The following is a 12,800-nucleotide window of genomic DNA, read 5'->3' on the forward strand; positions in this document are numbered from 1 at the left end:
TATTACTTTTTCTTTCCGAGAAAAAGATAATAGGCAGGAATACCTAATAATACAATTATCAAGCCCGGTAAAGTATAAGAAGGTTTGTAAATCAATAAAGAAATACAAATAATAGAGGCTGAAACGATGTAAATTAGTGGTAAAATAGGATAACCAAAAGCCTTGTATGGACGAGGTAAATCTGGACGAGTAATGCGAAGTTTGAAAATACCGATGATGGTTAGGATATAAAAAATAAGTACGGCAAAAATTACGTAGTCTAATAATTCGCCATATCGCCCACTCAAACAAAGTATTGAAGCCCAAAAGCATTGAATCCAAAGTGCTTTTTCAGGTACGCCATTTTTATTGAGTTGTGCTACTTGTTTGAAAAACAATCCATCTTTTGCCATGCTGTAATATACTCTTGCTCCTGATAAAATCAACCCATTGTCACAACCGAAAGTAGAAATCATCAGAAAAACAGCAATGACGATTGTACCAACTTCTCCAAAAATATGTTGTGAAGCAACCATTCCAACACGGTCGTTTTCAGCAGTAGCGATTTCTTGTAAAGATAAAACACTTAAATACATTACGTTACAAAGAAAGTATGTTGCCGTAACGATGAGTGTTCCTAGAAATAAACTTAAACCAATATTGCGTTCTGGTCTTTTGATTTCCCCAGCGATAAAAGTAACATTATTCCAAGAATCACTGCTGAATAAACTTCCAACCATACTGGCGGCAATCGCTCCCATAAATGCCATATTGGAGTATGGTAAAGAAGAAATACCATCAAATTGAAAGAGTGAAAAACCTGTTTGCCAGTTTGCCTCCCAAATTTCTTTTTTGGCAGCTAATGTAAATCCAAAAATTATCAGTCCGAATAATGCTACAATTTTAATGAGTGTCAATACTGTTTGAATGGTTTTTCCTTCTTTCACTCCACGAGTATTGATATACGTCAGGAATGAAACCATTAAAATTGAAGTAAGCTGAGCGGCGGTAATTTTAATCAATCCCAAGTCTAGTAAAATATTTTTTTCACTCAGAAAAGGAAAAATATAGGCTGAAAATTTACTAAAAGCCACACCAACGGCAGCAATCGAACCTGTTTGGATAACGGCAAAGAAGCTCCAACCATACAAAAAGCCTACAAGTGGATTGAAGGCTTCTTTTAAATAAATATATTGTCCGCCAGCTTTGGGAAACATGGCACTTAGTTCTCCATAACTTACAGCGGCAGTTAAGGTTAATAATCCTGTAATTAACCAAATAACGAGCAACCAACCCGCAGAACCGACATTACGAGTAATATCAGCACTTACAATAAAAATCCCTGAGCCAATCATCGAACCTGCAACAATCATGGTGGCATCTAATAAACCTAATGAACGTTTAAAAGTACTTGAATTTTGTTCAGAAGCCACTTCTATGGGATTTTCAGGATTCATATTGTTCAGGTTTGTGGATGAATGGATTATTTACAAAACTTGAAAACCAAAAGCATAAGGGTCGTCTTCGTCGTCTATATTGATGGTGTTATAGCCATAAATTCTAGCCCAACCTTCTATACTTGGTCTGATGGCAGGTTTGCCTCCAACAGTAGTTTCTTCTTCAATGCGACCAATGAATTTTGAACCAATAATACTTTCGTGGATAAAATTATCGCCCATTTTTAGTTTTCCTTTGGCATACCATTGTGCCATTCTTGCCGAAGTACCAGTGCCACAAGGCGAACGATCTATGGCTTTATCGCCATAAAAAACGGCATTTCTAGCCGTAGAACTTGGGTCAAGTACGTCGCCAGTCCACAAAATATGCGAACAACCGTTAATGGTTTCGTTATCTGGATGAACAAAAGTATATTGTTCGTTGATTCGTTTACGCATTACTCTACTCCAACTAATTAATTGGTCGGCAGTGTAATGCTGTAAGCCTTTGAAGTTTTCTTGTACATCAACAATTGCATAAAAATTGCCACCATAAGAAACATCCACCGTTAAAGTACCTAAATCTGGGCATTCAACCGTAATATTTTCAGCAGCTAAGAATGATGCAACGTTTGTGAGTTTTACACTTTTTACTTTCTTCCCTTCCTGTTTATATTCAATCATCACCAAACCTGCTGGTGCTTCCATTCTGATAACACCTGGCGTTTTTGGGATGATTAATCCTTCTTCAACCGCAATAGTTATTGTGCCTATCGTGCCATGTCCGCACATAGGCAAACAGCCACTTGTTTCGATAAAGAGTACTGCAACATCATTTTCAGAAGAATGAGGTGGGAACAAAATGCTCCCACTCATCATATCATGTCCACGTGGTTCAAACATTAATCCTTGTCTGATCCAATCATATTCTTTTAAAAAGTGCTGTCTTTTTTCACTCATGTTTTCACCAATGAGTGTTGGTCCACCGCCTGCTACTAATCTGACAGGGTTTCCACAAGTATGAGCATCAATACAAAAGAATGTTTTTTTCAAAATAAATTTATGGTTAAGTAATCGAAAAACAAGAATTGTTGTGTTGTAAGTATTTAAGTTTGTTGATGAAGTTTATGTCTTTAAATAGCTTACAAAGATTAATCGTAATAAACATTCTTGAACCCTGTGAAGGGTTCAAGAGATGCTGCAATAAATTATATATATGATTTGGTTTAAGAATTCTACTTTAAATTAATCTAGTCAATCACAATTGATTTATAATCTGGTAAAGTTGGTCTTGTTGCAATTCCAGTATTGATAATATTCAAAATTGTTTCTCTTTCTTCACCAATTAAAGTAAGTCTTGGCGGTCTAACAGCTTCGCTTCCGATACCAACTTGTGCTTCAGCCAATTTGATGTATTGAACCAATTTTGGATGAATATCCAATTCCAACAAAGGAATAAACCAACGATAAATACTTCTAGCTTCTGCCAATCTACCTGCTTTTACCAATGTATAAATGGCAACGGTTTCTTCTGGGAAAGCACAAACTAAACCAGCAACCCAACCGTCAGCACCCATTACTAATTGTTCCATCGCAATGGTATCAACTCCACAAAGAATACTGTAGCGGTCGCCAAACTGGTTTCTCATACGAGTAACGTTGGTCAAATCACGAGTAGATTCTTTGACTGCTTGAATGTTTTCACATTCTACTAATTCGGCAAACATCGCTAAAGTAACTTCAATTTTATAATCTACAGGATTATTGTAAATCATAATGGGCAATTTCGTCGAATTCGCCACTGCTTTGAAGTATTCAACCGTTTCACGATGGTCGGTTTTATAACGCATCGGAGGTAACATCATTAAGCCTTCTGCTCCCCATTCTTCTGCCAAACGAGCTAACTCAATCGCATCTTTAGTAGCTCCTTCTGCAATATTCAAAATTACTGGTACTTTACCAGCCACTTTTTCTACTGTGAATTTTACTAAAGCTCCTTTTTCTTCCAGACTCAAAACGCTGGATTCCCCTAAAGTTCCACCCAAAATAATTCCGTGAACACCAGATTCTAACTGAAATTGTAAGTTCTTATCAAAAAGCTCGAAATCAAGCTCATCTTTTTCATTAAATTTTGTAGTAACCGCTGGGAATACTCCTTTCCAAATAATAGCCATGTTTATCTTTATTTTTAATCAAAATTAGCTTAAATACAGTGTGCAGAAATTACCATTTTTAATCAATTATAGATTGATATTAACCTATTAAAAATATAATATTTGTAATTGGGGTTAAAAGCTTGGTGATAAATAAATCCAAAGACGATTTGAGTAATTTACTTTATACCCTTTTCAATTGCCCAAGCTTTTCTAAAACCTCTATTACTTCATCTGGTTTTTTTGTGCCAATTAATAATTTTGTACCGTCTTTCATAACCAAGTGAATGCCTTTATTTCCTGAAACAGTTAAAACTCTTTTCTTGGAACTACCACGATAACCCCAACCAGCATAATCTAAAAGCGGTCTATATTCTCTCACAAAACATTGATCCAAATCTTCCCAAGTATAAAATTTGAAGGATAAGTGAATTGGGAAAAAACGAACATAAATCCCATCAACTTTAATTTTGGTTTCTAGCTTAATGATAATGAAGAAAATATTTGTTAGCATAATAATGACAACTCCAATGTAGAATTCAGGTAAGAAATTATACACTTTTGAAATGAAGGGAGGGTCTGGGAAAAATTCATCTTTGATATATGGACCAAAATAAAGCCAATTGATGCTCAATAAAAGTAGCCAAACCCAAATTTGTGTGAAGCGTTGTTTTTCGGAAAATAGTGTTTCGGTGTTCATGATTGAGTTTTTTTGAAAGATATAAATTTTCGTTTAAAATTCTATCTATAAACTGTAACATCAATCCCTTAAATTGCCAAATCCTAGCAAAAAAACATGAGTCATCCCGATTTTTCTCTTGAAAAAGTGAGTTTTAAATGATTTCAATGTTTTTGGGATTTATTAGCATCCTTACTTTTTGCCTTGATGCAAAAAGTAACAAAAAAATCAAGAATTCCTAAACTCGCTTCGCTCAAACAGTAGGAATTCGTTACCCATCAATCATAAAAAAGCGGTCGAAAAACTGATTTCGACCGCTTTTTTATGATTTTAAAATTCGGGATGATTCATGTTAAGGTTCTAATAATGTAAAAATCTTATTAATTTCTTTCAAAATCACTTTTCAACTTTAATAATTCTACAACCAAATACTCTCCCAGCAGTTTTGCCTGCATTGGCTAATATTTTTACTTCGATAGTACTTTTTCCTTGAAGAATTTCTGCTGGAATTAGATACACCACATCAAAGAATTTACCAGTTGTTCCACCTTTTAATTCTTGTGTAGCAATTTTTGTTCCGTCGATAACAATGTCAAATAGTCTTCCTTTATCATCGCCCAAATAAGTTAAAAGCAAACTGTTTTCTATGTTTGGATTTACTTTCATTTGGAAAGAGAAAAATCCACCTGCTCTTACTTCTCTTCCAGTTCTACCCAAGGCGATGTCTGTGTAAGATTGTTCGCTGGCTTTTAGCTGGTGGTCACGTTCAGGTTGCATTTCACCGATTCTGAAATTATCAATCGTCATTTCTTCAATTTTTTGCTGACGTTTTTTCTCTGCTTCATACTCTGTCTGGCGATTTTGCCAATCGGTATTGGTGAAAAAATCCCAATAAACACTGTAATGTTGCTGATAAGTTTGGTAGAATGGAATCAAAGTAGCATCAAAAGGCTTTCCTGTTTGTTCCATTTTAAAAGTAAGCGATTGGTTAGGAACAGGTTTTAACCAATTATTGATGTTTTTATCATCAGTCAATAAAACTGGAGTTCCATAAATTGGGTCTGGCAAATCCTTTCCTAATTGTCCTGCCAAAACCAATGGTCCATACAAAAATGCAATACGATTGGCATTATCAGGCATACTTTCTGTGTAAAGAGACATCGGGAAAGTAATCTCTACTTTATCATTATTTTTCCAAGTTCTGTTGATTACTAAATAACCAGTTTCGTCTTTTTCAATTTTTTGAAGCTTTCCATTTACAGTAATTTGTACTCCTTTACTTGCCCACCAAGGCGAACGTAAACGCAAAGCAAAAGTTTTAGCTTTTTTAGTTTGAATGCTCAAAGAAGTACTTTCACTGTTTGGATACGATGTATTTTGAGTGACGCTAATACCCTTTTCTTGCCAATTCAATACTGAAGGAATGAATAAGTTTACAAACAAACTTCCATCTGCACCTTCATAATAAATGCTTTCGGTGTATTTAGTGTGGTTTTCCATGCCACTTCCTACGCAACAAGTAAAAGTATTGAAAGGCTCGCTAAATTCTTTTTTAGTTCCCATTCTCAAAGGAACGAAATAACACATCATCCCGTTTTCTGGGTTTTGTGAAGCCAAGATGTGATTGTACAAAGCTCTTTCGTAATAATCGCCAAGCTGACTGTTGGGTTGCCAAGTAAACAAATGTCTTGTTAGCTTTAGCATATTATAAGTATTGCAAGTTTCGCAAGTATTATCGCTGAGATGGTCGTTCAGTTTGTGTGGTTCGTTGCAGTATTCATAATTACTGTTTCCGCCAATTACATAACTGTGGTGATTAACCATAATATCCCAAAAGAATGAGGCGATAGTTTTATCAGATTCATTGCCTGTTAATTCATATTGACGAGCACTCCCAATGGCTTTTGGAACGTTGGTGTTTGAATGTTTTCCAGCCATCGGGTCAATTTTTTTTGAAAGTGGAACCATCACAAAATCGTCGTAGAATTTGTATGATAATTCTAAATATTTTTTATTACCAGTGATTGCATAAATATTGGCTAAAACATCGTTCATACCTCCGTACTCGCATTTTAACATTTTTTGTAATAATTCTGGCGAAAGTGGATTGACTGTATTGGCTGTCCAATCTGCCATTCCCACAACAATTTTCAAGGCTTCTTGATTATCGCAATACAAGTAAGCATCAACCAAACCCGCCATTACTTTATGAACAGTGTACCAAGGACTCCAACCACCATTCAAATCAAAACCTCCAGATTTTATTTCTCCACGAGCCACTTTTGCAAACAAAGTATCTTCCTTTGGAATTGCTCCAACATAACCAGTTTTTCTGGCTTTTTGGCATTTTCCAAGTTCAGCAACGATATAATCTGTACGATTTTTGAATTCAATATTTCCAGTAGAAACATACATCATCGCACAAGCTGAAAGGTAATGTCCTAAAGTATGTCCTGAAAGTCCATCGCTTTCCCAACCGCCATAAATATCTCCTTTGGTTGGGAGATTAGCATTTTTGTAAAAGCGATGAAGTAAACGATTAGGTTCTACCGACAATAAATAAGCTGCATCTTTATCCATTGCATTTTTAAAAGGACTTCCTGCTAAAAGTTTTACATCTTTTAAATTAAAAGCAAAAGCCTTTAAATCAACCACTGGTTTTACTTGAAAGCGTTTGTCAGCTTTTTCAGGAATATATGATTGAGCGAAAAAAGTAGCATTGCAAACCAAAAGAATTAGCAAAGTAAAAGCATAAGACCTTTTCATAGAATCGGATTTTGAATATGATTATTGTCGATACAAAGGTGAAAATATTTCTTGAGCAAGTCTTGGCTGGAATTAGTAAGAAGTAGCTAAATATTAGCCATAATTTTAGTAAATTTAATCATATTAAGCTAATAATATTTACAGAAATACGCTTTTCCAAACTCATTTTTATAAGATATGTCCTGTTTTAAAAGTTAAGTCATGATAAGATTTTAAAATCTGGTAGTCCTGTAAATGTAATGCTTTATTTATCTTTGTTATAAAAAAGGTAATATGAACTGTAGTTATTGTGGTAGTACAACAACGAAGAAGAATGGTCATATCCATTACGAGTAACGGAATTGTATAGCAAAGAGAGAAGTTCAGGGTGCAATAAAATACTTTATTTGTAATTATAATCTTGAAAGAAAAACATTATATTTCAGGACTACCAAGAAGTTATATTACTTTTCTAAATTGCTCGCTATTATTACACAGTAAATAATACTTATCTCATCCTTTTATCGAATGAATCGCTAATTCTCCAATATGTTATATTTCTCAAAAACGCAAAAATCTCTCTCTTTAGTAATACTCTTTACCTTAATACCTTTTTTGGGCATTGCTCAAGGTATTATTAAAGGACATGTAAAAGATGCCCAAACGAATACCCCATTAAGTTTTTCAACCATTAGAATTTTTAATAATGCCGACCAAAAGCTAGTTGGAGGCAATATTGCTAATGATGCAGGAGAATTTTCTATTCCAAACCCCTACGGTACTTATTATGCTTTGGTTGAATTTATTGGTTATAAATCTTTTAAATCAGCAGTGTTTACTTTATCCAAAGAAAAGAAAACCGTTGATTTAGGATTAATTCAACTAAGTGCTTCAAGTAGTACTTTAGATGAAGTGGTGGTGCAAGCCGAAAAAAGTACGATGGTTTTGGCTTTGGATAAAAAGATTTTTAATGTTGGTAAAGATTTATCGAATGCTGGAGGTTCGGCTTCTGATATTCTTAGTAATATTCCTTCTATTTCGGTAGATGCCGAAGGTGGCGTAAAATTGCGTGGAAGTGATAATGTTAGGATTTTGATTGATGGAAAACCATCGGGTTTAGTCAGTTTTAAAGGCGGTGCTGGGCTACAACAATTGCAAGGAAGTTTGATTGAAAAAGTAGAAATTATCACAAATCCTTCTGCACGATATGAAGCAGAAGGAATGTCGGGTATTATTAATATTATTTTGAAAAAAGAGCAAAAACAAGGTTTTAATGGCTCTTTTGAATTGATTTCTGGAAATCCTGCCAATTATGGTGTTTCAGCGAATGTCAATTATCGTCACCGAAAAGTCAATTTCTTTGTCAATTATGGAATTTCGTATCGTGATTTAAGAGGAAATGGCACATTATTTCAAAATGTGTTTTCAAACGATACAATATTTACCTTGAATCAAACCAACAGCGGAAGTGTGAAGGGTTTGAATAATAATATCAAAGGTGGACTAGATTTTTTCTTGACGGATAAAGATATTTTCACGGCTTCCTATTTATTAAGAAGAAGCGATGTAAGACGCATTACAGATTTCCGTTACGATGATTCTAACAATAAAACGGAAACTTTACACACAATTACTTATCGTCAGCAAGACGAAACTGAAACTGAACCCAATTCAGAATATTCTATTACTTACAAGAAAAGCTTCAATAAAAAAGGTCAGGAATTGGTTACTGATATTCGTTATTTAGATTATTGGGAACGTTCCGACCAAACCTTCAAGCAAACTGGTTTTTGGGCAGATGGAAAACCTAATTCGGCTAACACCAAATTGCAAAAATCACTTAACGATGAAGCCGAAAAACAGATTTTATTACAAGTAGATTACATTCAGCCAATTGGAAAAGAAGGGAAAATTGAAACAGGTTTGCGTACCAGTTTTAGAGATATGACCAATGATTATAGTGTGACACAACAAAATGCTTCAGGCAATTTTGAGCCACTGGCTGGACTCACCAATAATTTTGTTTACAACGAAAATATCTCAGCAGCTTATGGAATTATCGGTAACAAAACCAAGAAATTTTCCTATCAAGTAGGTTTGCGAGCAGAATTGACGAAAGTGACAACAACCTTGAAACAAACCAATGAAGTAAACCCAAGAGATTATGCCAACTTATTTCCAAGTACACATTTTACCCTAAATTTAGCGAATGAAAATGCTTTGCAAATTTCTTATTCAAGAAGAGTAAGAAGACCAACTTATAATGATTTGAGTCCTTTTGTTACGTTTTCCGACCAAAGAAATTATTTCAGTGGAAACCCAAATTTGAATCCTGAATTTACCAATGCTTTTGAGTTGGGACATTTAAAGTATTTTGAAAAAGGTTCGTTTTCTTCTTCACTTTATTACAGACAAACGAATGGTAAAATTGAGTCGATTCGTTCTGTCAACTCAGCTGGAATTTCTACGACTTTACCCTTGAATTTGGTCGGACAAAATTCTTACGGTGCTGAATTTGCCACAAATTACACGCCAACCAAATGGTGGAAATTAGATTTTAGCTGGAGTTTTTTCCGAGCGGTTACTGATGGTTCAAACGTTTCTGGCAATTATAAAAGTGATACTTATAGTTGGTTTGCACGACAAACTTCCAAATTCAATTTACCTAAAGGCATAGATTTACAAGTACGAGCCAATTATGAAGCACCACAGCAATTAGCACAAGGCAGAAGAGGCTATTTATTTTATACCGATTTGGCGGTGAATAAAGATATTTTTAAAGGAAAAGGTACACTTACTTTAAACATTCTGGACGTTTTCAATAGTAGAAGAACCAGAACTGTGATTGAAGGAGTAAATTTTTATTCAAACAGAGATTTTTTACCAAGACAAAGACAAATTAACCTGACTTTAAGCTATCGATTGAACCAAGCCAAGTCGGCATCAAAACCTAAAATGGAAGAATGATTTTTGGATTTTGGATTTGTGATGTTGGATTTCGGATTTTCAAATAAATAGATTGTTGTAATGGCAATCCCTTGCGGTTGCCGTGTTAAACAAGCGGTAACCGTAAAGGATTATATCGCTACACAAGAAATGTTTAATTCTACCGCTCTTCAATTCAGCAATCTAAAGGGATTACCAAACAGATTTATAAAAAACTTTGTTTTTCCTTATCTTTGTCTTTCATAAAAAAATACAATGATTTCAATAGATAACGTAGCGGTAGAGTTCGGTGGAAGAGCTCTTTTTAGTGATGTCACTTTCAACATCAACGATAAAGATAAAGTAGCCCTCATGGGAAAAAACGGAGCGGGAAAATCTACGCTTCTGAAAATTATAGCAGGTGTAGATAAACCTACCAGAGGTAAAATTTCTGCACCAGGCGATGCCGTAATTGCCTATTTGCCTCAGCACTTACTTACAGAAGATAACAGTACTGTTTTTGAAGAAACTTCTAAGGCTTTCTCGACAGTATTGAATATGAAAGCTGAAATTGATGAATTGAATACACAGCTTGAAACTAGAACTGACTATGAATCAGATGAGTATATGCACATCATCGAAAAAGTTTCTGAACTGAGTGAGAAGTATTATTCTATTGAAGAAATCAATTTTGATGCGGAAGTAGAAAAGACGCTTTTAGGTTTAGGCTTTTTACGTTCAGATTTTACTCGCCAAACCAGTGAATTTAGTGGTGGATGGCGTATGAGAATTGAGTTAGCGAAAATTCTTCTTCAAAATCCAGATTTGATTTTATTAGATGAGCCAACCAACCACATGGATATTGAATCTATCCAATGGTTAGAGGATTTTTTAATTAATAATGCCAAAGCCGTAATTGTTATTTCTCACGATAGAGCTTTTGTAGATAATATTACCAACCGCACCATTGAATTGACGATGGGACGCATTTACGACTATAAAGTAAATTATTCTCAGTATTTACAACTCAGAAAAGAGCGTCAAGAACAACAACAAAAGCAGTTCAACGACCAGCAAAAAATGATTGCTGAAACACAAGAATTTATCGACCGTTTCAAAGGAACGTATTCAAAAACGCTTCAAGTGCAATCAAGAGTAAAAATGCTGGAGAAAATTGAGATTGTAGAAGTAGATGAAATTGATACTTCTGCCCTAAATTTGAAATTTCCACCAGCTCCACGTTCAGGAAACTATCCAGTAATTGTTGATAATGTAAGTAAAAGCTATGATGACCACGTCGTTTTTAAAGATGCTTCGTTGACGATTGAAAGAGGTGAAAAAATAGCTTTTGTAGGAAAAAATGGTGAAGGGAAATCAACGATGGTGAAAGCCATCATGGGCGAAATTCCTTTTGAAGGAGAATTAAAATTGGGTCATAATTCCATGATTGGCTATTTTGCTCAAAATCAAGCTTCTTTGTTAGATGAGGATTTAACTGTTTTCCAAACGATTGATAATATTGCGGTGGGTGAAGTAAGAACCAAAATCAAAGATATTTTAGGTGCTTTTATGTTTGGTGGTGACAGCGTTAACAAAAAGGTAAGAGTATTGTCGGGAGGAGAAAAAACTCGTTTGGCGATGGTGAAATTATTACTTGAGCCTGTCAATTTGTTGATTCTGGATGAACCAACCAACCACTTGGATTTAAAAACCAAAGATATTTTAAAGGATGCTTTGAAGAGTTTTGAAGGAACAATCATCTTGATTTCTCACGATAGAGATTTCTTAGACGGACTTGCCAACAAAGTGTTTGAGTTTGGCAACAAGCGAGTAAAAGAACATTTTGAAGACATTACGGGCTTCTTGAGAAATAAAAAGCTGGAGAATTTGAGAGAAATTGAACGTAAAGAGAAGTAAGAAATATAAGTCATCCCGATTTTTCTCTTGAAAAAGCAAGTTTTAAAAGATTTCAATGTTTTTTGGATTTATTCTCGTCCTTACTTTTTGCCTTGATGCAAAAAGTAACAAAAAAATCAAGAATTCCTAAACTCGCTTCGCTCAAACAGTAGGAATTCGTTGCCCATCAATCATAAAAAAGCGATCGAAAAACTAATTTCGATCGCTTTTTTATGATTTTAAAATTCAGGATGACTCATATTGTATCTATTTTGCACTTTTTCTAATTTGAATGATATTTACTAAGAAAGAAAATGCCATTGAAAAATAAATATATTGTTTTGGAATATGGAAAGCTAAACCTTCGGCAATCAACGTTACACCTATCATCATTAAAAAACAAAGAGCTAAAATCTTCAAAGATGGATGTTTACTGATAAAATTACTGATTGCTCCTGCCACCATCATCATGATGGAAATTGACACAATTACTGCTGTGTACATCACCCAAAGTTCATCGACTAAACCAACCGCAGTGATGATGCTGTCGATTGAAAATACCAAATCTAGGATAATGATTTGACCAATAATTTTAGAGAAAGAAGTGTAAATAAAGGGTTTGTCTGGGTGTTCATCTTCTGTTTTTTCAAAAATTTCTTTGTTACTCTTGTACAATAAAAATAAGCCTCCAATAATCAGGATTAAATCTTTTCCTGAAAAATCAATTCCCGATATTACAAAAAGTGTTTTATCAAGTTTCATAATCCAGCTAATACCTGCCAGTAAAATCAAACGAGTAATTAAAGCCAAACTTAAACCAACCAAACGAGCTTTTTTGCGTTTTTCAGCGGGAAGTTTATCCGATAGAATAGAAATAAAAATAATGTTGTCGATACCTAAAACGATTTCGAGAACGATGAGCGTAATGAGTGAAATTAGAATTTCTGTTGTCATGTTTTAACTTAATTGAGTTGTTTTAGGCTAAAC

At 34.5% G+C, this 12,800-nt stretch carries 8 protein-coding genes; 2 read left to right on the forward strand and 6 right to left on the reverse strand.

All coding sequences use genetic code 11. The annotated features are described in order from the left end of the window. Positions 1-2: 2 nt before the first annotated feature. From VB776_RS12715 to VB776_RS12735, 5 genes are all read right to left on the reverse strand, one after another. Positions 3-1,436, reverse strand: coding sequence for an APC family permease (locus tag VB776_RS12715; RefSeq protein WP_323330211.1), 1,434 nt, complete (start codon positions 1,434-1,436; stop codon positions 3-5). Between the two features lie 30 nt (positions 1,437-1,466). After that, positions 1,467-2,468, reverse strand: coding sequence for a 4-hydroxyproline epimerase (locus tag VB776_RS12720; protein ID WP_323330214.1), 1,002 nt, complete (start codon positions 2,466-2,468; stop codon positions 1,467-1,469). A 197-nt stretch (positions 2,469-2,665) separates the two neighbouring features. Continuing rightward, complete coding sequence (locus VB776_RS12725) at positions 2,666-3,583, reverse strand: dihydrodipicolinate synthase family protein (protein WP_323330357.1); 918 nt, start codon at positions 3,581-3,583, stop codon at positions 2,666-2,668. A gap of 169 nt (positions 3,584-3,752) precedes the next feature. After that, on the reverse strand, positions 3,753-4,268 hold the full coding sequence (locus VB776_RS12730) for a DUF6141 family protein (RefSeq protein ID WP_323330216.1): 516 nt from the start codon (positions 4,266-4,268) through the stop codon (positions 3,753-3,755). Between the two features lie 375 nt (positions 4,269-4,643). Next, the gene (locus tag VB776_RS12735; protein ID WP_323330218.1) at positions 4,644-7,013 is read right to left on the reverse strand and encodes a beta-L-arabinofuranosidase domain-containing protein; all 2,370 of its coding nucleotides are present in this window, start codon (positions 7,011-7,013) and stop codon (positions 4,644-4,646) included. Positions 7,014-7,541: 528 nt separating this feature from the next. Here VB776_RS12735 and VB776_RS12740 point away from each other — a divergent pair. Then, positions 7,542-9,959: a TonB-dependent receptor domain-containing protein gene (locus VB776_RS12740; protein WP_323330220.1), complete on the forward strand. Its 2,418-nt coding sequence runs from the start codon at positions 7,542-7,544 to the stop codon at positions 9,957-9,959. Between the two features lie 234 nt (positions 9,960-10,193). Further along, positions 10,194-11,834: an ABC-F family ATP-binding cassette domain-containing protein gene (locus tag VB776_RS12745; RefSeq protein WP_323330222.1), complete on the forward strand. Its 1,641-nt coding sequence runs from the start codon at positions 10,194-10,196 to the stop codon at positions 11,832-11,834. 246 nt (positions 11,835-12,080) lie between these two features. On the opposite strand, the gene VB776_RS12750 is transcribed toward VB776_RS12745, so the two are convergent. After that, the gene (locus VB776_RS12750) at positions 12,081-12,767 is read right to left on the reverse strand and encodes a TerC family protein (RefSeq protein WP_323330224.1); all 687 of its coding nucleotides are present in this window, start codon (positions 12,765-12,767) and stop codon (positions 12,081-12,083) included. Positions 12,768-12,800: the final 33 nt, after the last annotated feature.

This window comes from Arcicella gelida (genome assembly GCF_034931025.1).
GTDB classification, from domain to species: domain Bacteria; phylum Bacteroidota; class Bacteroidia; order Cytophagales; family Spirosomataceae; genus Arcicella; species Arcicella gelida.

Excerpts from the sequence above, each read along its gene's own strand:
- VB776_RS12740 (WP_323330220.1), top strand. The coding sequence starts at position 7,542 with ATGTTATATTTCTCAAAAACGCAAAAATCTCTCTCTTTAGTAATACTC.
- VB776_RS12735 (WP_323330218.1), bottom strand. The coding sequence starts at position 7,013 with ATGAAAAGGTCTTATGCTTTTACTTTGCTAATTCTTTTGGTTTGCAAT.
- VB776_RS12745 (WP_323330222.1), top strand. The coding sequence starts at position 10,194 with ATGATTTCAATAGATAACGTAGCGGTAGAGTTCGGTGGAAGAGCTCTT.
- VB776_RS12715 (WP_323330211.1), bottom strand. The coding sequence starts at position 1,436 with ATGAATCCTGAAAATCCCATAGAAGTGGCTTCTGAACAAAATTCAAGT.
- VB776_RS12730 (WP_323330216.1), bottom strand. The coding sequence starts at position 4,268 with ATGAACACCGAAACACTATTTTCCGAAAAACAACGCTTCACACAAATT.
- VB776_RS12750 (WP_323330224.1), bottom strand. The coding sequence starts at position 12,767 with ATGACAACAGAAATTCTAATTTCACTCATTACGCTCATCGTTCTCGAA.